Source organism: Rossellomorea aquimaris TF-12 (genome assembly GCF_001648555.1).
Taxonomy (GTDB): domain Bacteria; phylum Bacillota; class Bacilli; order Bacillales; family Bacillaceae_B; genus Rossellomorea; species Rossellomorea aquimaris.
Map to the genome: position 1 here is coordinate 1 of NZ_LQXM01000007.1, position 21262 is coordinate 21262.

Below are 21262 nucleotides of genomic sequence, written 5' to 3' on the forward strand. Positions count from 1 at the left end.
AGAACCTCTCGCTGCAATCAACCACTTCTTTCCTTTTTTTTAAAAAAAACAAAGTTTACGAAAAGAGCCTTATATAAAACGTAACCTTGGCTCTATTATTACTGAGATCAACTGAACTGTTGATTGGAACAGTATCCACAATGTCCTCTAAGATGCATGTACAAAAAAACAACACTGAAAAAGAGTTTCTTTTCAGTGTTGTTTTATTAATTTATGACCCTTTAGAAAGAAGCGTTTTTCTTTTGTAATCTGTTTCGTAGTATTCCAGTTCTTCACGCATACTACGAAACTCTATCTCTACTTGATTTATTAGGTGAGCAAAGCTTTTTGGGGGCTCTTGACGGAATCGAATGGAATTGGACTCTAAGTATGCAGCTCTACTATCTTCAAACCACAAGTCGTAACGAGGTGAAAAAAACTCTTCTATGCATTGATGATAGATTTTATAGAGCGTTTTCTCTGCTAGATTTTTCATGAAAGGCTCGCTTTGTAACACAATGATACACTTATCAAGTCCTTCCTCACAAAAAACAAGTAGTCTCCTTAAATTTGAAAGCAACCCTTCAAAATAGGCGCGATCTCCCTGTTTTTCTAATAATAGACTTGTAATAGTCGTTGCATTCAAATATCCTTCAATTCTATCTACCTCTTCCTCGAGAAAAATTTGAACTTCTTGAACTTGAGATTTAATTAGAAGATTGCACATTTAGTCCCCTCCATCTCTAATCCTACCCAGCGCTTGATTAATTGAATTTTCTGAAATAACCACTCATAAGTGAGGCAGGGAATAAGAAGTAGCCCCTGCCTATTTACCTATATTTACTAATATTACACTATTTTATTCCTTCGCCTCTATTGTTTCTTGAAATTTTTCAAAAAACAGATCTGCTTCGTCCTGCATAAATTCATCTTGAATATTTTCTGGAAGAGGAGGAAGTTCATCGACATTATTTAAACCAAAGTAGTCTAAGAATTCTTTTGTTGTTCCGAACAGATAGGCACGCCCGGTTCCTTCAGCCCTTCCAACTTCTTTAACTAAGCCTTTTGCCATGAGAGTCTGGATAGGGCGCTCTGTTTTCACCCCTCTAATTTGCTCAATTTCCATTCTCGTTATGGGCTGTTTATAGGCAATAATCGCTAAAGTTTCTAACGCCGCTTGAGATAAGGAGCTGACATTAGGTGACTCTACTAGCTTTTTTAAATAATCAGCATTACATTTTTTTGTCACTAGCTGATACGTTCCAGCTAGTTCAATCATGTATATGCCTCTTTCTTCTATTCTTTCATAGTCTTGCTTCAGTTCTTCAAGAATTTCTAGTGCTTTACTTTCTTCAATTTCAAGGACTGAGCAGACTTGTTTTAATGAAAGGCCTTCATCTCCTGCTGCAAAAAGTAAACTTTCTAGTATCCCTTTCCAATTAATGATGTTCAACAAGCCCTACCTCCTTCGATGATTCAACGAAAATTTCTGTGAAATTTGTTTCTTGACTTACAATTAATTGCTTCCTCTTCATCAATTCTAAAACAGCTAAAAAGGTGACAACCAGATGTTCCTTATTTTCTGCTTGAAAAAGAGTTGTAAATGAGGTCCGTCCCTCTATTTTGTGTAGAGTATTGAGAATATCTTGCATTCTTGTCTCGATGGATATTTCTTGTCTTGTTATTCTGGTTTGAACAGGCTTTTGGAGTTTTTTACGTCTAAGTAATTTATGAAAGGCACCTAGCATATCGTATAGGGAGACTTGGATTTCATTACTTTTTGTATCTACTTCTTCAGTATACTCAGACAGGTCACTAGGAGCCTTTGTATAAAATTGTCCTCTTTCCTCTTCACGTTGCTTTAATTCATTGGCAGCCTCTTTAAATTTACGGTATTCAATCAGTCTTTCTACTAGTTCATCTCGGGGATCGTCTTCAAATTCAATATCATCATCTAAGAGAGCTTCATCGTGTTTTGGAAGAAGCATTTTACTTTTAATTGCTAAAAGGGTTGCAGCCATTACCAAATATTCACTTGCAACGTCTAATTGCAAATCCTTCATCGTATGTACATATAATAAATATTGCTCAGTAATTTGAGCCATCGGAATATCATATATATCAATCTCTAACGAATTTATTAGATGCAGAAGAAGATCGAGAGGACCTTCGAAAGCGTCTATTTTAACATTGTATTCCACTTTATCACCAAATTTCTAATTGCAGTCATCCTCGAGTAGCTACTTAATAGTATAGTAGATTGACACTCTAATCTCCAATACATTTTTTGTATTAGATGGTCAACAGACTAACTGTTTTGGGGTGTGTATAGAATATGCTACACTTTAATAGCAAAGGAGGTTAAGGATGAATTACCCACAACCTTATTTACTTTATTTAATCTACTTTCATGGAAGCCGTGATTACTTTGAATGCCATGAAGTACTAGAAGAATATTGGAAGGAAGTTGATCCAAAAAACCGCGCATCTCATTGGGTAGGATTGATACAGATTGCTGTAAGTCTTTATCACTACCGAAGAAACAATTTACCGGGGGCGTCGAGAACTCTCGATAAAGCATTAAAGAACATCAATAATAATGTGAGTGAACTAGAGCAGTTAGGATTAGATGGAGCCAAACTTCAAGATTTGCTTGGTGACCTTAAGGAACGTCTTGCATCTAATAAGCCCTATGTAAGCCTTAACCTACCCATCACAGATTCATCACTGTTAAATCAAGCTCAATCACTATGCTCACAAAAAGGGTTCACATGGTGCTCTCCCAGTGATTTATCCAACAAACAACTCATTCACAGGCATTCTCTTCGGGACCGAACTCCGGTTATTTTGGAACGTAAGAATGCATTACGAAAAAGAAAAGGAGACTAAACCATCTCAAATCTACTGTTTGAGCAAGATGGGCTAGTCTCCTTTTTGCATCACTTTCAAATGACTTCTTCTTCATCACACTTTCCAAAAAATGATGCGGTTTCAGAGTTTGGTTTTACTGTATGTTCTGAGAACATATCCCTTAAGTGCTTTACCATCGATTTCCCAATTCCTTCGTGGCGGTGGGAAGGGTTGACTGATATATGCTGTATTTCCAAAGTGGTATCTGTTTTAAATACCCCTATTAAACCAACTATGTCCTCTTCTTTCCATAAAAAAAGCTGCCAATTATCTTCAGTTTCGTATTGCTTCATTGTTTGTTGAAGCTTTTTCAAATCCTTTTCATTTGGCATGAAAGATAATAACCCCATTGCAATCTTCTCAAACGCCTTTTTATACCGAATTAACATATTTACCCCTCGTTACGTTTTATGCCTAAACCTTTTACCAACATTATAGACAAAAACTAGAAATTTTATTTCAATTTAAGGCACTTGTATCTATTGTCGGCCTTTAACAATCAATTACCACAAATAAGATGTGTACGATTTGGTTGTAGCTGTCGATCATTCAGAACGTTTATCTATCTTACTAAATTTACTATTATTAATCAACTTAAGGGATCAGTTCCCTGCTAGGAAGAGCCAGTAAATTATTCCCCAAAGCAGACCGAATACTAATAAAAACAAGAATAGTTTTACATTGCTAATCTTCATTACGAGCTCCTTTACTTACACTATATTCACCTTTAATAGTCATTGTTATTGTATAGTAAAATATAAATTTATTAAAGTATGAAATATAAAAAGCCGTGAAAGAGGGCCAGACGAATAAACTCGTCTGGCCACTTTAGATTATTTCATTAGAGGTACATCCAGAGCGATAATGTCTTCATATGTTTCTCTTCTTACAGCGAGTCTGGATTCGCCATCCTCCACAAAAATCACGGCTGGTCTACGAATTCGATTGTAATTATTCGCCATAGAATAACCATAGGCACCTGTACAAAAAACAGCTAGAATATCACCGGCCACAGACTGGGGAAGAGGAAGGTCCCAAATCAACATGTCCCCGGATTCACAGCATTTACCTGCAATTGAAACAGTCTCTTCAGGATTGTCATTTGCTTTATTGGCAAGGACTGCTTCATATTTTGCATTATAAAGTGCTGGTCTGATGTTATCGCTCATTCCACCATCGATAGCTAAATATTTTCTAATATTTGGCACTTCTTTTCGTGAACCTAGTTTATAAAGGCTTGTTCCAGCATCCCCTACAAGGGAACGTCCAGGCTCAATCCAAATTTCAGGCATTTCCAAATGAAGTCTCAGCGCTTCCTCTTTCACTGCCGAAATCATTTCTTCTACATATTGAGAAGGTGGAATGGGGTCATCCTCTTTTGTATAGCGAATCCCAAATCCTCCTCCTAAGTTAATTACTTTCGGGATGAATTGATAGCGCGCTTTCCAATCAGCAATCTTCTCCATGATTTTTTTAGAAGCTAAAATAAAGCCCGTAGTTTCAAAAATTTGAGAGCCAATATGACAATGCAACCCTAATAAGTCGATTGTTTCTGCTTCCATTGCCATCTTCATCGCTTTTTCAGCTTGGCCGTTACCTAAATCAAAACCGAATTTGGAATCTTCCTGGCCAGTTAATATATAATCATGTGTATGAGCTTCAATTCCAGGAGTAACTCTTAGCAAAACTTTAGTAGGCTGATTTATCCGTTGAGAAATTTCTTTAATAAGATCCAATTCATAAAAATTATCTACCACAATACAGCCAATTTTGTTTTCAACGGCCATGTTTAATTCTTCAATGGATTTATTATTACCATTAAAATGTATTCTCTCTGGAGGGAAATTCGCTTTAAGGGCTGTATACAACTCTCCTCCAGAAACTACATCAAGAGAGAGACCTTCTTCCTTCATCAATTCAAATATAGCAATACTTGAGAATGCTTTACTTGCATAGGCAACTTCCGCCTTTACACCAAGAGTTTCAAAGGTTTCTTTAAACCCTTTAGCTCGCTCTCTTATTAACGAAATATCATATACATAAAGTGGGGTACCATACTGTTCTGCAAGTTCTACAGTATCTACCCCACCTATAGTTAAATGTCCTGTAGCATTAATTTTTGTTGATCCATGAAGATGCATGAAAACCCTCATTCCCCTCTTTATTCCTTTAGTAATTAAAAGTAATTTAACACAGAATGAGAGGTGTTGCAATATTCTAAGATTTTGCAGGCTGCTTGTATTTATTTCGTGGCTGAACAATACTAGGTCTTATTTTTGCACCAGGCATAGATCGACGAATGAGAATTTGCACAAAATCCGTCGGACTAAACGGCATTAACGGCCATAGGTACGGTGTATTCAGTGACTTAATGCTAGTCACAAATAAAATATAAAGTGTGCTCCCAATCATCAGTCCAGGAATATGGAAGAGGGCAACGGCTATTAGTAAAAAGAGTCTTGAAATCTTATTTGCAGCACTTAATTCATAACTTGGTGTTGCGAACGTTCCAATCGAAGCAACAGCTACATACAGAATGACCTCGGGCTGAAACAACCCTACATCGATGGCTATCTGTCCAATTAATACAGCTGCGATAAGACCCATTGCAGTGGACAGAGGCGTTGGAGTATGAATGGCCGCGACCCTGAACATTTCAACCCCGAAATCCGCAATAAACAACTGCACAATGACTGGAATATTGGTTTGTTCATTAGGTCCTACAAATTTTATCATTTCAGGTAATAACGACGGGTCTAAAACGAATAAATACCATAATGGAAGTAAAAAAAGTGAAGCCAGAACTCCCATAAACCGTGTCCACCTTACAAAAGTTCCAACTGCAGGTGACTGACGATATTCCTCTGCATGTTGAAGGTGGTGGAAATAAGTAGTGGGTGTAATGATGACACTTGGCGACGTATCTACAAAGATTAGGACGTGTCCCTCCAATAAATGTGTAGCTGCTACGTCTGCTCTTTCTGTGTACCTTACTAATGGATATGGGTTATAGCCTTGCTTTACTAAAAATTCTTCTACCGTTTTGTCTGCCATTGTTAAACCATCAATCTTAATACTCTTCAGCTCTTTTTTTATTACTTCAATGAGACTGGGATTGGCAACATCGTCAATATAGGCAATAGATATATCTGTTTTCGATCTCTCCCCAATCCGAAAAATTTCAAAACGGAGTCTAGGATCTCGTATCCTTCTTCTTGTCAAGGCTGTATTGACAATAATATTTTCTACATATCCATCACGTGATCCTCTTACTACTTTTTCAGTATCTGGTTCCGATGGCTGCCTTCCTGGATAACTTCGAACATCAACAATAATTGCCTCTTGATACCCTTCAACAAATACTGCTATCAAACCTGACAATACTTCATCTACTGCTTCTTCAATGGTTTTAACAGGCTCTACGGATTGATGAACGAGACGGTTGTAAACAATTTCGTACAATCGACTTGTCGCTCTCTCATGATCATTAATCTCTACAAGTTCTTCGACAATCTGTATGATATAAGCGGCATCAGTTAATCCATTGATGTAATAAATTTGAACTCCCTTTTTTAATATCATTAGCTTTCTAACACCAATATCGAAACTTGTTTTTAGCCCTACATGATTTTTCATGTATTCTTCAGTGACTGATAAATCCTTTGATATTGGCGTATTTTCAGGTTTTTGATGCATTGTATCCGCTCCTTTCTAAGATGATTTCAACTGCTTTTTTTGTAATGGGAGCTCCTTGTGAGTAATGATCTCGCTTTGCCATTTTTCCTATGTCGCCGATTCCAACAATGATAGGTACATTTAGTTCATCTAAACAATAAACAGTGTCACCATTTAATCTGCCCATTTCAAGCTCAGGCACTCCAAATTTGTCTACCCCATACGGTGTTAAATTTCCAAATTTATCGACACAAACGTCTATCCTTGTCCATTCAGCTTGTCTTGTTTTACTAGCCACCGCTATAATCCCTAATACGTCAATATCGGGATGATTGGCCACATGCTTTAAGGCTCTTTCCCCTGCTCCTTCACCCAAGAATCCACTATCATCAAACATTACAAAGACGGGGTCGTTCTTTGCTTTTTTAATTAGCTTTACTACTTCTGATCCAGTTAATACAGATGGGTTTCCCTTTGAGCTTGATATACAACGCCCGCCATAGGACTTCGCGACTCGCTCTATTGCGCGTTTGGCATATTCATCCCCATCTGTAATTAATATCACCTTTCTTTTTTTGACCATCGTAACCCCTGCCTATCTATTATAGATGCACTAAGAAAATCCAATGAAAGAGTGAGCCGAATATTTTCCCTAAAACAATTGCCATTATTAAAACAACGATCTTCCCTTCGATTCCTATCCGTTTTGCTAGTATAGGAAACACATTTAATACTTCAGTAAGGGCTGCCGCCAGAAGTCCTACAAAAATGCCACTAGCTAAACCAAGAGGGACCAAGATAAATGGAGTGAAATGAAGAGTTACTTCATTTAGGCTAATGAAACCCCCTACCAGCGCTCCTGTCACAACTGCAAGTTCATAAAAATGAATCATTTTCATCGTTTTCGTTAATTGAGTCAATCTTGGAATGATTCCTAAAACAGTTAAGAAAGCGACAAATCCAGAACCTACAGCTAACCCACCTGCAAAACCAATAAATGCCGTTAGTAATACACTAATTGTCATCTATATGTTTCATACTTTCTTTATTTTCATGGAGTATGACATATTGGTCTAAATCCTGCTGGTATTTAAACATTTCAACCTCCAAAGGGCTAGGTTCTTCATTAAGTCTTTTTCGAAAAACATGATTAAAAAATAAAATCATTCCTAGTCCTAATCCAAATGAATAAGGTACTTGAAAGAGCAAGGGATGGGGGTCCTCTTCCCCAGTTACAAAGTGATACAATCGTTGATGAACCTCACGCATACTGACATCCTCGTGAAAATTCATAATAGCCATGGCGGCTCCTATAAATAAAAGCAGCCAGACACATATGAACAAAGGAAAGGAGACGGCCTTTTTCTTATAAATAACCTCAATAATACTTTGTGTCGGTCCAATTGTTTGAATATCTAGTTGGGGTTTTTTGTTTAAAATACTGTTTATTACTTTCATAACATCGATAACGATAATATTTTTATCCTTGGCGGTCACTTGATGAATAGGAATTTGCTTCAATTCTTCTAAAACGTATTCGGGTGCAATAATTTGTGCAAGTTGATGGAGTTTCACTAAGCTTTCTTCTTTCACTTGAACACGGTTCCGTAATCGAATGTACACAATTCCTTCCATGCGAAATCACTTCCTGAAAACATGATTTTCCCCTCGTACCAATAGTATGTATTAACGGAATTAATTTATGTAATGGCTGATTTACTTCAAATTGTGGGATTTTTGCAACAGGTGTTTACATAAACAAAAATAACCCTAATGCTTCTATGTTTCTTCCGTTTAAGAAACACAAAAACACCAGGATTATATCTACTCTGTGTACATTTGTTCTTTCATGGTTTGCAAAATTTTCTTTTCAAGTCGGGATACCTGTACTTGAGATATTCCTAATCGATCTGCCACTTCAGACTGTGTTTGATCTTTATAATATCTCAAATAAACAATCAATCGTTCACGATCATCTAATTCCCTAATCGCTTCCTTTAAAGCAATTTTGTCAAACCATTTATGATCTGTGTTATCAGCAATCTGATCTAATAGTGTGATGGGATCTCCATCATTTTCGTAGACTGTTTCGTGAATCGATGAAGGAGTACGACTCGCTTCTTGCGCCATAATCACTTCCTCGATAGAGTATTCAAGGTGCTCTGCTAACTCACTAACAGTTGGTACTCGACCGAATTTCTTTGATAATTCATCTTTCGCTTTGCGAATCTTATTCCCCATTTCCTTTAGAGAACGACTTACCTTTACCGTTCCATCATCTCTAATAAAACGCTGAATTTCTCCAATAATCATAGGAACAGCATAGGTAGAGAACTTTACGTCATAGCTTAAATCAAACTTATCCACTGATTTCAGCAACCCGATACAGCCTATTTGAAAAAGATCATCTGGTTCATAGCCTCTATTGAGGAATCGTTGAACAACTGACCAAACTAATCGCATATTTTTTTGAACGATTAAGTCTCTAGCACTTTGGTCTCCCTCATGACTTTGTTTAATGAGGGCTTTGACTTCATGATCTTTCAAAAAGGGCTGTTCTTTATCCTTTTTCACTTCGACATCCATAGGCACGACTCCTTAATTGCATAGCGCTTTACTATTGGTCAAGTGCTTCTTCAGTCTTACCGTAGTGCCTGTACCAGGGTGTGATGACACTTCTACCTCATCCATGAAATTTTCCATTATGGTAAAACCCATTCCAGAACGTTCTAATTCAGGCTTAGAGGTATATAATGGCTGACGCGCTTCCTCCACATCGCCAATGCCAATGCCTTCATCACGTATGGTCATATCGATAAATCCATCTTCCTCCAATATGACGGAAATATACACAACTCCATTAGGCTTGTTGTCATACCCGTGAATAATAGCATTTGTCACAGCTTCTGAAACAACTGTTTTGATTTCTGTTAATTCATCCATATTAGGATCTAATTGAGCGATAAAAGAAGCAACCGTCACTCTTGCAAAAGACTCGTTTTGACTTAAAGAACTAAACTGGATATTCATTTCATTTCTCATTTTATGCGACCCCCAATCTTTGTAATGCGTTTTCTTCCGATGGCTCAAGACGAATAATCTTAAACAATCCTGACATTTCAAATAATCGGTTTACAGATGGGGATATCGCACATACAACCATTTCTCCATGCTTTTGCTTAATCTGCTTATATCGACCTAAAATTACACCCAAGCCTGAACTGTCCATAAAGCTTAGTTCCTCTAAATTCATGATAATATGCTTGATATTCTCTCGTTCAATTAGGGTAGAAGCTTTTTCCCTCAGATCATCGGCAGTGTGATGATCTAACTCTCCACTTAATCTTATGCACAAGACATCTTTTTTAACTTCTAAGTTAATAGCAAGACTCACTATCAGAAAGCCTCCTTCTCTGTCGTATAGTGAGTCATTTCGCTATCGCTATATTAAATTCCTTCTCCATGACAAAACTAGAAGGAATTCGTCATAATTTGCATTTACTTATTTGTCTTTGTAAACAATCCAAAGGATTTTTTGTATAACTCCCACCAGCTTGCACTTTCCATATCCTTCTTAGCTACTAGTGGCGTTTCTAACATTTTTTCTCCTTTATTCATAACCGTCAATGTTCCAACTTTATCTCCCTTTTTGACTGGGGCTTTCAGGTCTTTTGATAAAGTAATGACTTTCGTTACCCCATCCAATTTTTCTCCTTTATGAGTCAATATAGATACTGGCTCATCCGTTACAGCTTCAACTTTATTCGATTTCCCTTTTGAAACCTTTACTTTCTCGATTGAATCCCCTTTTTTGTATAAAGGCTTTGTTTGATACTGATTAAAGGCATAATCAAGCATCTTACTTACTTCATTATTTCGTTCCTTTGGAGTTGGAGCTCCAAATACTACTGCAATGACTCTCATATTGTCTTTCTTTGCCGTAGCTGTTAAGCAATATTTCGCTTCATTTGTGAAACCCGTTTTCAATCCATCTACACCGTCATAAAAACGTACTAGTTTATTGGTATTTACGAGCCAAAACTTTTTATCGGTGTCTTCACGTAAGTAAGACTCATAACTTCCCGTGAATTTTGTGATGTCATTATATTTTAAAAGTTCTTTTGCCATCATAGACATATCATGAGCGGAACTGTAATGCTCTTTTGAAGGCAGACCAGTTGTATTTTTAAACTGTGTATCTTTTAACCCAAGTTCTTTTAACTTCTTATTCATATTGTTAACAAAGTTTTCTTCACTTCCTGCAATATGTTCTGCCATTGCTACAGAAGCATCATTTGCTGATCCAATCGCAATCCCTTTAAGCATTTGTTCTACGGTCATTGTTTCTCCTGGCTCAAGGAAAATTTGCGAACCTCCCATTGAAGCTGCGTATTCACTTGTTCGAACTTTGTCGTCCCATTTAATTTGACCCTTTTCAAGGGCTTCCATAATTAATAGCATGGTCATAATTTTTGTCATGGATGCCGGTGCCAGCTTTTCATGACTATTTTTCTCATACAGCACCGTACCAGTATCTCTTTCAATTAGAATGGCAGATTTCGCTACTTCAGCAAGCTCAGATTTCTTTTCCTCAGCGAACATCATAGAAGGAAATAAAGAGGTTAAGAGAAAAAATGCCATTAATATATACACACAACGTTTCATCATACCGTCCTCCAATCAAATCTTGTTTAATTCAATACTCATAGACCCATTTTTTCCATCATGACCAATTTTATACAAATAAATACAAAAATTTAGGCTCTTTTCTTAAAGATTGATGTTATTTTAGAAAAAGAGTCATTTAAAAATGGCCACATAAAAAAGCCCTTGCCTAGAGAATCCTCCAGGCAAGGGCTTTCGAATATTAGTTTGTGATTTCTGTATGAATGAGGATAGGAGCATCCACTTTTTCACTGCTTATCTCAATACTTTCGTAAAGTTTATTCTTTACATCCTCCAGGTTTTCCTGATTGCTGTAAATCGTTACGATAGACTCTCCAACTTTTACAGAATCTCCAATTTTCTTACGCAGTTCTAATCCAACTGCTAAGTCAATAACAGAATCTTTTGTCGCTCTTCCTGCACCTAACCACATTGCAGCTGTGCCAACAGCATCTGCAACTATTTCTGATACATATCCGTCTTCTTTTGCCTCAAGCTCCACCTTGAATTTTGCTTGAGGAAGTTTAGATGGATCATCTACAACTGAAGCATCTCCACCCTGTGATTCAAGGAATACCTTAAAGTTTTCTAAGGCTGACCCATCTTGGATTGCTTTTTGTAGCATGTCTCTTGCCTCTTCTTGAGAAGTAGCCTTGTCCGCAAGGTAGACCATGTGACTTCCTAAAGTTAAGCACAATTCTGTTAAGTCTTCTGGACCTTCGCCTTTTAACGTATCGATTGCTTCTTTTACCTCTAAAGCATTCCCAATGGCAAAACCAAGTGGTTGGCTCATATCGGATATAACAGCCATTGTCTTTCTTCCAACGTTATTCCCGATATTCACCATTGCTTTTGCAAGGTCTTTAGAGTCATCTAATGTTTTCATGAAAGCTCCGGCACCAGTTTTCACATCAAGAACAATTGCATCAGCACCTGCAGCAATTTTCTTGCTCATAATGGAGCTGGCAATAAGAGGAATACTATTAACTGTTGCGGTTACATCTCTTAATGAATATAACTTTTTATCCGCTGGCGTTAGATTCCCACTTTGTCCGATAACAGCCAATTTATTCTTGTTAACCAGTCGAATGAATTCATCATTTTCAATTTCCACATGAAATCCTTCAACCGCTTCAAGTTTATCAATTGTGCCTCCAGTGTGCCCTAACCCTCTACCACTCATCTTCGCAACAGGCACTCCTACTGAAGCAACTAGTGGCCCAAGGACCAATGTTGTCGTATCGCCTACTCCTCCTGTTGAGTGTTTATCCACTTTGATTCCTTCGATAGCAGATAGATCAATCTGATCCCCAGACTCGACCATAGCCATTGTTAAATCTGCACGCTCTCTGTCGCTCATATCTTTAAAGAAAATCGCCATTGTTAGAGCACTTACTTGATAATCTGGAATCGTTCCATCCGTGTACCCTTCCACAATAAATCTGATTTCTTCCGTTGTTAATTCGTTACCTTCACGTTTCTTTTCTATTAAGTCAACCATTCTCATTGTTTTCACCAACTTTAATATATTTGTTTATATAGGTCTGCCAATCAAAGTCCTTACTTTCCGTTCCCGTCACTCTCTTTTTTGTTGAAGAGAGACTGTTTAAAGAGATTTCACAATTGCTTTTACATATGATAAGAAATTAGCACGTACCATTTCAGTCGTTTCGATTACTTCATCGTGGGAAAGAGGTTGATCTAAAATACCAGCTGCCATATTAGAGATACATGATATTCCCAGAACTTTCATACCTGCATGGCGAGCTACGATGACTTCAGGCACAGTAGACATCCCAACAGCATCTCCTCCAAGTGTGCGTGCAAGACGCACCTCAGCAGGTGTTTCATATGTAGGACCTGTATTCCCTACATAAACCCCTTCTTGGACTTTTAGAGAAAGTGATTCTGCAATCTCTTTCGCACTTTGGCGCAATTGTTTACAGTAAGCTTCAGACATATCCGGGAACCTTGGTCCCAAACGGGAATCATTTGCTCCTATTAATGGATTGCCTCCCATATTATTAATATGGTCAGAAATTAACATCAAGTCGCCTGCTTGGAAATTTTCGTTCACTCCACCGGCGGCATTTGTCACAATTAGAATTTCCACGCCCAATTCCTTCATTACACGGACAGGGAATGTGACTTTATCAAATCCATACCCTTCATAATAATGAAAACGTCCTTGCATAGCGACCACTTCTTGTCCTGCTAATTGACCAAATACAAGCTGACCAGCGTGACCCGTTACAGTTGATACTGGAAAATCAGGTATTTCTTTATACGGAATTTTAACCGAATTTTGAATTTCATCAGCTAATACTCCTAAACCAGACCCTAGAATTAACCCTACTTTCGGTTGTCCAGTATATTGATTTTTCAAGTGATTGGCTGCATTTTGAATTTTTTCGTAATTCATTTAGATTGCTCCTTTTGTTCTTGGTTTCAAAATCAACAGAAAAGAGAGATCGTTCCATTTTCATGAACACCACCTCTTCCCCTTATCCTAATTCTTCCAAATATCATTATTTTAAACGAGATAAAAAGCTTTTACCGAACTTTGGCATATTAACATTAAAGTTATCGGCAACAGTCGCCCCAATATCAGCGAAGGTTTCGCTTATTGGTAATTCTTCTCCTTGATCAAAGCGTTTAGAGTAAACAATTAGAGGAACATATTCCCTCGTATGATCTGTTCCTGGAGCTGTAGGATCATTACCATGATCGGCTGTAATAATGAGAAGATCATCTTCTGTCATTTTCTCAAATACTTCTGGTAAACGAGCATCAAATTCTTCTAGTGCCTTGCCATAGCCTTCAGGATCACGACGGTGACCGTATAACGCATCAAAATCGACAAGGTTTAAAAAGCTTAATCCTGTGAATGACTCATCAAATGTATTGATTAGTCCATCCATTCCGTCCATATTATGCTTAGTACGAATGGACTTTGTAACTCCCTCTCCGTTATAGATGTCCGCAATTTTCCCGATAGCAATGACATCAAATCCAGAATCCTTTAGCTCGTTCATCACTGTACGATTAAAAGGCTTTAATGCATAATCATGACGATTAGAAGTACGTTTGAATTCTCCTGGCTCTCCCACAAATGGACGAGCAATGACACGACCCACTAAGAATTCTTCATCCTTTGTAATCTCACGGGCAATTTCACAAATTTTATACTGCTCTTCAATAGGGATAATGTCTTCATGAGCCGCAATTTGAAGAACAGGATCTGCAGATGTATAAACAATTAATGCTCCCGTTTCCATATGTTCCTTCCCTAGTTCTTCGATAATCTCTGTGCCGCTGGCTGGTTTGTTTCCAATAATTGTTCTTCCTGTTTCAGCCTCTAACTTTTGTATTAACTTTTCAGGAAAACCATCTGGATAGGTTTTAAATGGAGTATCAATATGTAGGCCCATTATCTCCCAATGTCCTGTCATTGTATCTTTTCCAACAGAAGACTCTTGCATCTTAGTAAAGTATGCAAGTGGTTTTTCAGCTTTTTCAATACCTTTTACTTCCTTAATATTTGAAAGTCCCAGCTTCGCCATATTGGGCATATTCAACCCATTCATACGTTCAGCAATGTGTCCTAAGGTATCAGTACCTTTATCATTAAACAGTTCAGCATCTGGAGCTTCTCCAATCCCTACCGAATCCATTACTACTAAATGCACACGTTTATATGTATAGTTACTCATTGTAAACCTCCTATTAATACGGTTTCATTTTTAAGAAAAACGGTTTCATTTTCAGACGATAATCGTATCATACCCTTTTCTTTTATAGATAAGTCCAATTTACCATCACGTCAGAAGTCTGACATCTATATTTTACTTTTCCCTACATAAAAAAACAAGAGAGATCCCTTAAAGTGTCATAAATTCTTTAAGAAATCTCTTTTTGTTACGCTCTAGGATGAAATTGTGAGTAAACATCTTTTAATCTTGTTTTGGTTACATGGGTATAAATTTGAGTTGTTGAAATATCAGCATGTCCAAGCATTTCTTGGACTGCCCTTAAATCTGCACCATTCTCTAATAAATGAGTAGCAAATGAATGCCTAAGAATATGAGGTGTTAGATCTTTTTCAATGTTCCCTTTCCTCGCAAGTGCTTTAAGGTTTTTCCAGAATCCTTGCCTTGTGAGCCCTTTGCCGTGATGATTGAGAAAAAGGTGATCATCTTTATATTTTTTTGACCTTAAGGAAAGTCTTCCTTCTTCTAAATACTTTCCTAGAACATTCATGGCTGTCTGTCCTATCGGGATAATACGCTCTTTGTTTCCTTTCCCGATACATCTTACAAATCCCATGGTCAAATGAACATCATCTAATTTAAGAGTGATTAATTCACTGACTCGAATACCAGTAGCATAAAGAAGTTCAAGCATTGCTTTATCTCTCAAGCCTAACGGTGAAGATTCATCTGGGGCTTCTAATAATGCTTCTACCTCAGCAATACTAAGAATTTTAGGGAGAGTTCTTTCGGTTTTAGGTGTCTCAATATGAACAGTAGGGTCTTGGTCCGTCGCTTTCTCCCTTAGTAAAAATTGGTGGATAGAACGGATTGAAGCAACATGTCTAGCAATCGTCTTTGAAGACTTTCCCTGTTTTTTCAAATAGCCTAAAAATTGTACAATATTGACTCTGGAAACATCATTGATGTTCGAAACATTTTCAACCTTGGTGAGATAGAGTACATAATTTTTCAAATCTCTTTGATATGATTCTATCGTATTATTCGCCAGTCCTTTTTCAACTTTTAAAAAGTGCATAAAATCTTGAATATGGTCTTCCACACTGCATTACTCCCCGTTCATATAAAAAAATAATAATCGATCATACCAGTTGCTCTCTTCATTCGTTATGGATGAATAAACCTTTACTGCTGCCCCTTCTGGTTCATCATATCTGTGATACCCTTCGTATTCTTCACTTATCCACATAATACCATAGTAAAACAAGATCGTTGAACCAGTAAATAAAATAAACACCTTAAGCGTATGCCATATGATTCGAATTCCGTTCTTCATAACTAGAAGGCCTCCATATTCATTAGTACTTTAACAGTCTTTATATCTCTTAATACAAGCTATGACGATTTTAAACTGTTTTATACCTTATGAAAGCAGAATATCTAAATATTTATGAACAGGTATGAAAAAAAGCCCCAAAGATATGTATATGCTGTTTCATCATGAAACAACGATTGCGTCTTTAAAGGCTTTTCTTCATTATATTATTCTTCTGTATCATCAGAGTCTTTCTGACATCTAGAACAGATACCATGAAAGGTTAGTCGATGATCTTTTATTTTAAATTTCCAATCTCGCTCTACAATATTCTCTACGTCTTCTAATAGATCTTCTTGAATTTCGTCGACTGCTCCACATTCAATACACACTAAATGATGATGAAAGTGAGCTGCCCCTTCTTGTCGAAGATCATAACGTGATACACCATCGCCAAAATTAATTTTATCAACAATTTTTAATTCAGATAACAATTCAAGTGTACGATATACGGTTGCTAGTCCTATTTCCGGAGACTTTTCCTTAACGAGGAGGTATACATCTTCGGCACTGAGGTGATCTTCTTCATGTTCCAACAACACTCTTACAGTTGCCTCACGTTGTGGGGTAAGCTTGTAACTTGCTGAATGAAGTTGTTTTTTTATTCGTTCAATACGGCTTTCCATCTTCCTTCCCTCCCTCGTCAATGTCTATATTATTATATCAAAAAGGGAAGAATAAGCAAAATAAAATTATTATAATCAAACAAGTATAACGATTATTAAATGAGAATAATTATTTAAAATTTGAAATTACCGTTTTCATTAAATAAGGAGACAGATACGCTTCAATGCTAGAGGCAATCGTTACAATTCCGATAGCCAAGACTAGAAATATCACATATCTAGATAAGAACGGAATCATCTGAAATTGTATGGATGGTCCATGCTTCATAAAGATTTTACGAATAAGAGTTAAGGAAAAGCTGGCACTAACGGCTCCAATAAAGATAAAAGCCGGGATAATAATGATGTTTTGCGGTAACACACTAACAAATGACAGCAAAAAACCGCTCCATTCCATTTGATTTACTAAAAATCCAACTGAAAATCCTACTACTACTCCCTTCATAAATAACAGAACAAATATTAAGGGAAGTCCAATGATTGAAATACCTAGTATCCACATCAATCCAAGGTATTTTACATTGTGAAGAAAGCTTTGTCTAAACAATTCTTCTGAGGAAGTCATTCTTCCATCTTCCATTTCACTAAAGAATTTACTCAAATAGAAATACAAATCTTCCTTTTGTGCAAAGGATAATGAATTAACTACAATGGCACCGAATATGACCCCCATTAAAAACAAGGTAATAATAAATAAGTAGATTGAGGAATGTGCTTGTACATGTTGTACGAGTGGATTTGAATTTGAAATTTTTTTGCGCATCACAGTGCTCCTCCTAGAGTATCAATTACTAATCTATATGAGAGGGGAGGCTTATTTATGCAGGTTACTCTTGTATTCAGCAGATTCTATTATTCTATTGAATTCTCAAACACAGAAATGTATAATCATGGAAACTAATAACCATACGTCAAAATAATGGAGGGATAAGATGAAACCAATTAGCTTAATAGAGTTTCCGGAATATATTGAAACAGCTAGACTGATCATAAGACCATGTAAGCCTGGTGATGGAATCGAAGTACATGACGCTATTGAAAAATCAAGAAATGAGTTAAAGTCATGGCTTCCATTTGCCAGGAAAGAACAATCAGTTCAAGAAGTCGAAGCCGGAATAAGGGACTCTTATGGAGATTTCATCAAAAAAACAGACATTCGCCTCCATATCTATCTAAAAGAAACAAGGGAATTCGTAGGTTCTTCAGGTTTTCATCGAATAGACTGGGAGATTCCCAAGGTTGAAATTGGGTACTGGCTTCATAGTCATCATACAAAAAAAGGCTATATTACAGAGGCTGTTGAAGCACTTACCTCTTTTGCCTTACACACACTTTCTTGTCAACGAATTGAAATTCGTTGTGATGAGGAAAATACCCCTTCCAGAAAAGTGCCTGAAAAATTAGGGTATGTATTAGAAGCAGTTTTACAACATGTGGCTGTGAATGAAGAGGGAAAAAAACGTAACACTTGTATTTATGCTGTTATTCCGAATGATTGGAGTCATAAAAACAGCTAATCCCTAAAAGGATTAGCTGTTTTTATTATTTCATTAACTTTTGCAATTGAAGATATTGAACGGCATATGCTGTTTTTGCGTCGTATATTCTTTGTTCTTTAATTAATCCCAAAGCTTCTTCTACGTTTACTTCTACTAACTCTACAAATTCATCCTCATCGGTTTCTCTTGATTCTTCTATTTGATAAATGTCTTTTGCTACAAACAGATGAACCAGCTCATCTGCAAACCCGGGAGACGTATAAAAAGAAATTAGATGTTCCAGGTTTTCAGACCCATATCCTGTTTCCTCTTCTAATTCCCGAAGAGCTGTTTTCATTGGTTCTTCCCCTGGCTCGAGTTTCCCAGCCGGAATTTCAATAATCGATTTTTCCAGGGCTTTTCTATACTGCTCTACCATTACGATTTTATCTTCTGATGTCAATGCAATGACTGCAACAGCACCTGGATGCTTGATAATCTCTCTTTTAGATGTCTTTCCATTGGGAAGCTTCACTTCATCAATGTACAGATCAATGATTTTCCCTTCATAAATCGTTTCGGATTTAACGGTTAGTTCTTCAAATTTCTTCATTTATTCGACTCTCCTTGTTCTTTCATTGATCTTTTCATCATACATTCTACCATATTTGATATGAAGAACGAGGTGAACTTCATTTTGAAAATAATAACGAAAAATGATCGAATAATCCTAATAGGGAAAGCATGGGAAATTAGAGAGAAGCTTAAGGAATATAATCAATCTTTTGAAACAGTCAAGCAATGGATTGATTCAATTCAACAAAGAAAGACATAAGATTTCTTTTTCAAAATTCGTTTCTTTTGTTTAGTTATTCAACCTTTCGTTAATATAAGATAGTAAGGTTTAATTCGAAAGGACGGATACAATGGAAAAAAGACGATTAGGAAACTCCGATTTATTCGTATCGAAAATGGGGCTAGGCTGTATGTCCCTTGGGACGAATGAGGAAGAAGCGAAGAAAATCGTTCAACATGCTTTAGAAAATGGGGTTAATTATCTTGATACCGCTGATTTATATGATTTCGGAAAAAATGAAGAAATCGTTGGAAAAGCTATCCGAGAGGTTCGTGACGATATCATTCTTGCTACTAAAGTCGGAAATCGTTGGAATGATGTAGAAGATGGGTGGCGTTGGGATCCTTCAAAAAAGTACATTAAATCTGCTGTAAAAGATAGCCTGTCTCGCTTAAACGTGGACTATTTAGATCTTTATCAGCTTCATGGTGGTACAATAGAAGATCATTTTGACGAAACAATCGAAGCCTTCGAAGAGTTAAAAGACGAAGGTCTTATTCGTTTTTATGGAATATCCTCCATTCGACCTAATGTGATAAAACAATTCCTCAAGGAATCTTCTATTGTAAGTGTCATGATGCAATACAACCTGCTAGATCGTCGACCTGAAGAGTGGATGGAGTTATTAAAAGAGCATAATGTGAGTATCGTTACTCGTGGTCCTTTAGGGAAAGGACTTCTATCAGAGAAAATGCTTGCAAAAGCCTCTTCAAAAATCAAAGAAAATGGTTATCTGAACTATTCCTATCAGGAGCTTGAAGAGACCATTGATTCCATTCATGAAAAATTAGGAGATAAGCGAAGTATGAATGAGCTCGCTTTGCAATTTAATTTATCACATCCATCAGTCGCTTCGGTTATTCCTGGGGCAAGCTCGATTGCGCAGCTTGAAGAAAATTTACAAGCTGTAAATAATCCTCCTCTCTCCAAAGAAGAGGTAGATCTATTAAAACAATTAACAAAACCCTCCCATTACGAACAGCATAGAGACTAAAAAGAATAGGAGCGAGCAGGATATTTTTCTACTCACTCCTATTCTTTTCATGCCAATCCAACGCTCTTTTTTCAAGTTGTTTGACGTAAGTATCTTTCCCTTGAATATATCCTTCAATATCGTGAGGATTTAATTTTGCCACCGCTTCCTTTAACTCTCCGTATTTCCTTGCTTCTAATTCATGTTTTTTTAAATAATCCCGCACAGCTAAGTGCCTGGTGACTTCATGAGTATCCTTAAGAAAAATATGTAGATTCACTATTCTTCTGCCTTCATGATCTTTCAAAAAAAAGCGGCGGTTAGGAATCCCATGTTCACCTTTTCCTATATATCCTAATCTTTGAAAGAAGTTTTGCATTCCATCTATCTCATCTAAAGAAGATACTTCTACCAGGATATCGATAATTGGTTTTGCTGAAAGACCCGAAACAGACGTTGATCCAATATGATGAATGATTGCTTCCTTTGGAAGTATTGTTTGCAAAAGTTCTTTTTCTCTATGAAACAATTCATTCCAATGGGTTTGATGAGGTACTACTTTCACTTCTCTCATTACTCTTTGTAATTCTTCCAATTCATATTGCTTTCATTCAACAATTCTTCAAAGCTCTTATTTTTTTCTCTTATCCTTTTCTCTTCTGCTTTCTTCACACGTTCTTCCTCTTTTTTAACCGCTTCTTCTTTTTCCAGTTCCTCCTTTTTATTCTTTAATTGTTGAAAAATGTTTTCATTAATGGAGTTTTTCAGCGTTAATTCAGCTTCCTGTTTTTTCTTTTTAGACATGTACGATTCCTCCTATCTGTCATTAGTTATAAATCTTTTTTGTCTGTTAGTCAAAGACTCTGTTAGCATTTACTGTTGGTTTTTTTTGAGAAAAGGAAATGATCATGTTTTGAATTGCTATTCCTTTAAAGATTGTTGCTTTTTTGGAGGAGACATTAGTAGTTGATTTCCACTGCAGGATGCTCGCTTTCCGCGGGGAGGAAGTCGAGCC

Annotated in this window: 27 protein-coding genes; 4 read left to right on the forward strand and 23 right to left on the reverse strand. The window is 36.8% G+C overall.

The window, feature by feature from the left end:
• Window positions 1-211: 211 nt before the first annotated feature.
• From IQI_RS01360 to IQI_RS01370, 3 genes are all read right to left on the reverse strand, one after another.
• Window positions 212-706: a DUF3907 family protein gene (locus IQI_RS01360; protein ID WP_064090979.1), complete on the reverse strand. Its 495-nt coding sequence runs from the start codon at window positions 704-706 to the stop codon at window positions 212-214.
• Between the two features lie 132 nt (window positions 707-838).
• The gene (gene scpB / locus IQI_RS01365; protein ID WP_064090978.1) at window positions 839-1432 is read right to left on the reverse strand and encodes an SMC-Scp complex subunit ScpB; all 594 of its coding nucleotides are present in this window, start codon (window positions 1430-1432) and stop codon (window positions 839-841) included.
• On the reverse strand, window positions 1419-2180 hold the full coding sequence (locus IQI_RS01370) for a segregation/condensation protein A (RefSeq protein ID WP_064090977.1): 762 nt from the start codon (window positions 2178-2180) through the stop codon (window positions 1419-1421). Before IQI_RS01370 ends, scpB begins: the two co-directional genes overlap by 14 nt.
• A gap of 166 nt (window positions 2181-2346) precedes the next feature.
• Between IQI_RS01370 and IQI_RS01375 the strand changes: the two genes are divergently transcribed.
• Complete coding sequence (locus IQI_RS01375) at window positions 2347-2868, forward strand: DUF309 domain-containing protein (protein WP_064090976.1); 522 nt, start codon at window positions 2347-2349, stop codon at window positions 2866-2868.
• A gap of 56 nt (window positions 2869-2924) precedes the next feature.
• Here the strand turns inward: IQI_RS01375 and IQI_RS01380 are convergent, their stop codons facing one another.
• The 17 genes from IQI_RS01380 to spoIIM all read right to left on the reverse strand — a co-directional run bounded on the left by IQI_RS01380 (window position 2925) and on the right by spoIIM (window position 17703).
• On the reverse strand, window positions 2925-3278 hold the full coding sequence (locus tag IQI_RS01380) for a GNAT family N-acetyltransferase (RefSeq protein WP_064090975.1): 354 nt from the start codon (window positions 3276-3278) through the stop codon (window positions 2925-2927).
• 444 nt (window positions 3279-3722) lie between these two features.
• Window positions 3723-5030, reverse strand: coding sequence for a diaminopimelate decarboxylase (lysA, locus tag IQI_RS01385; protein WP_064090974.1), 1308 nt, complete (start codon window positions 5028-5030; stop codon window positions 3723-3725).
• Between the two features lie 76 nt (window positions 5031-5106).
• Window positions 5107-6585 carry a spore germination protein gene (locus tag IQI_RS01390; RefSeq protein ID WP_064090973.1) on the reverse strand — a complete coding sequence of 493 codons (1479 nt, stop codon included), beginning with the start codon at window positions 6583-6585 and terminating at the stop codon, window positions 5107-5109.
• On the reverse strand, window positions 6569-7147 hold the full coding sequence (locus IQI_RS01395; RefSeq protein WP_064090972.1) for a stage V sporulation protein AE: 579 nt from the start codon (window positions 7145-7147) through the stop codon (window positions 6569-6571). Before IQI_RS01395 ends, IQI_RS01390 begins: the two co-directional genes overlap by 17 nt.
• Window positions 7148-7166: 19 nt before the next feature.
• Window positions 7167-7589: a stage V sporulation protein AB gene (locus tag IQI_RS01400; RefSeq protein ID WP_064090971.1), complete on the reverse strand. Its 423-nt coding sequence runs from the start codon at window positions 7587-7589 to the stop codon at window positions 7167-7169.
• Window positions 7579-8199: a stage V sporulation protein AA gene (locus IQI_RS01405; RefSeq protein ID WP_064090970.1), complete on the reverse strand. Its 621-nt coding sequence runs from the start codon at window positions 8197-8199 to the stop codon at window positions 7579-7581. The genes IQI_RS01400 and IQI_RS01405 overlap by 11 nt, the downstream gene beginning before the upstream one ends.
• A 189-nt stretch (window positions 8200-8388) precedes the next feature.
• Window positions 8389-9150: an RNA polymerase sporulation sigma factor SigF gene (gene sigF, locus IQI_RS01410; RefSeq protein WP_064090969.1), complete on the reverse strand. Its 762-nt coding sequence runs from the start codon at window positions 9148-9150 to the stop codon at window positions 8389-8391.
• 12 nt (window positions 9151-9162) lie between these two features.
• Window positions 9163-9606, reverse strand: a complete 444-nt coding sequence (gene spoIIAB / locus IQI_RS01415; protein WP_064090968.1) for an anti-sigma F factor — start codon at window positions 9604-9606, stop codon at window positions 9163-9165.
• Between the two features lies 1 nt (window position 9607).
• The gene (gene spoIIAA, locus IQI_RS01420) at window positions 9608-9958 is read right to left on the reverse strand and encodes an anti-sigma F factor antagonist (RefSeq protein WP_064090967.1); all 351 of its coding nucleotides are present in this window, start codon (window positions 9956-9958) and stop codon (window positions 9608-9610) included.
• A 104-nt stretch (window positions 9959-10062) separates the two neighbouring features.
• The gene (locus IQI_RS01425; protein ID WP_064090966.1) at window positions 10063-11229 is read right to left on the reverse strand and encodes a D-alanyl-D-alanine carboxypeptidase family protein; all 1167 of its coding nucleotides are present in this window, start codon (window positions 11227-11229) and stop codon (window positions 10063-10065) included.
• A gap of 202 nt (window positions 11230-11431) precedes the next feature.
• Window positions 11432-12736, reverse strand: coding sequence for a pyrimidine-nucleoside phosphorylase (locus IQI_RS01430; RefSeq protein WP_064090965.1), 1305 nt, complete (start codon window positions 12734-12736; stop codon window positions 11432-11434).
• Between the two features lie 99 nt (window positions 12737-12835).
• Window positions 12836-13651, reverse strand: coding sequence for a purine-nucleoside phosphorylase (locus tag IQI_RS01435; protein WP_064090964.1), 816 nt, complete (start codon window positions 13649-13651; stop codon window positions 12836-12838).
• Between the two features lie 106 nt (window positions 13652-13757).
• A complete protein-coding gene (gene deoB / locus IQI_RS01440; RefSeq protein ID WP_064090963.1) occupies window positions 13758-14942 on the reverse strand; it encodes a phosphopentomutase in 1185 nt (394 codons plus the stop codon).
• Between the two features lie 205 nt (window positions 14943-15147).
• Window positions 15148-16041 (reverse strand): site-specific tyrosine recombinase XerD, encoded by an 894-nt coding sequence (gene xerD / locus IQI_RS01445; protein ID WP_064090962.1) that lies wholly within the window; start codon window positions 16039-16041, stop codon window positions 15148-15150.
• 6 nt (window positions 16042-16047) lie between these two features.
• Window positions 16048-16275 (reverse strand): YqzK family protein, encoded by a 228-nt coding sequence (locus tag IQI_RS01450; RefSeq protein WP_064090961.1) that lies wholly within the window; start codon window positions 16273-16275, stop codon window positions 16048-16050.
• 206 nt (window positions 16276-16481) lie between these two features.
• Window positions 16482-16940 carry a ferric iron uptake transcriptional regulator gene (gene fur / locus IQI_RS01455; RefSeq protein WP_064091093.1) on the reverse strand — a complete coding sequence of 153 codons (459 nt, stop codon included), beginning with the start codon at window positions 16938-16940 and terminating at the stop codon, window positions 16482-16484.
• Between the two features lie 109 nt (window positions 16941-17049).
• Window positions 17050-17703 (reverse strand): stage II sporulation protein M, encoded by a 654-nt coding sequence (gene spoIIM / locus IQI_RS01460; RefSeq protein WP_064090960.1) that lies wholly within the window; start codon window positions 17701-17703, stop codon window positions 17050-17052.
• 169 nt (window positions 17704-17872) lie between these two features.
• Between spoIIM and IQI_RS01465 the strand changes: the two genes are divergently transcribed.
• A complete protein-coding gene (locus IQI_RS01465; protein ID WP_064090959.1) occupies window positions 17873-18457 on the forward strand; it encodes a GNAT family N-acetyltransferase in 585 nt (194 codons plus the stop codon).
• Between the two features lie 25 nt (window positions 18458-18482).
• Here IQI_RS01465 and IQI_RS01470 read toward each other — a convergent pair whose 3' ends face one another.
• Entirely contained in the window at window positions 18483-19031 is a 549-nt protein-coding gene (locus IQI_RS01470) for an NUDIX domain-containing protein (protein ID WP_064090958.1), read from the reverse strand.
• An 84-nt stretch (window positions 19032-19115) separates the two neighbouring features.
• Here IQI_RS01470 and mciZ point away from each other — a divergent pair, with 84 nt between their 5' ends.
• Both mciZ and IQI_RS01475 read left to right on the forward strand, forming a co-directional pair.
• Window positions 19116-19253: a Z-ring formation inhibitor MciZ gene (gene mciZ / locus IQI_RS20190; protein WP_231893365.1), complete on the forward strand. Its 138-nt coding sequence runs from the start codon at window positions 19116-19118 to the stop codon at window positions 19251-19253.
• Window positions 19254-19344: 91 nt separating this feature from the next.
• Window positions 19345-20268: an aldo/keto reductase gene (locus IQI_RS01475; protein WP_064090957.1), complete on the forward strand. Its 924-nt coding sequence runs from the start codon at window positions 19345-19347 to the stop codon at window positions 20266-20268.
• A gap of 28 nt (window positions 20269-20296) precedes the next feature.
• Here IQI_RS01475 and IQI_RS01480 read toward each other — a convergent pair whose 3' ends face one another.
• Together IQI_RS01480 and IQI_RS01485 are read right to left on the reverse strand one after the other, a co-directional pair.
• Complete coding sequence (locus IQI_RS01480; protein WP_156509814.1) at window positions 20297-20842, reverse strand: GrpB family protein; 546 nt, start codon at window positions 20840-20842, stop codon at window positions 20297-20299.
• On the reverse strand, window positions 20821-21051 hold the full coding sequence (locus IQI_RS01485; RefSeq protein ID WP_064091095.1) for a YqkE family protein: 231 nt from the start codon (window positions 21049-21051) through the stop codon (window positions 20821-20823). The genes IQI_RS01480 and IQI_RS01485 overlap by 22 nt, the downstream gene beginning before the upstream one ends.
• Window positions 21052-21262: the final 211 nt, after the last annotated feature.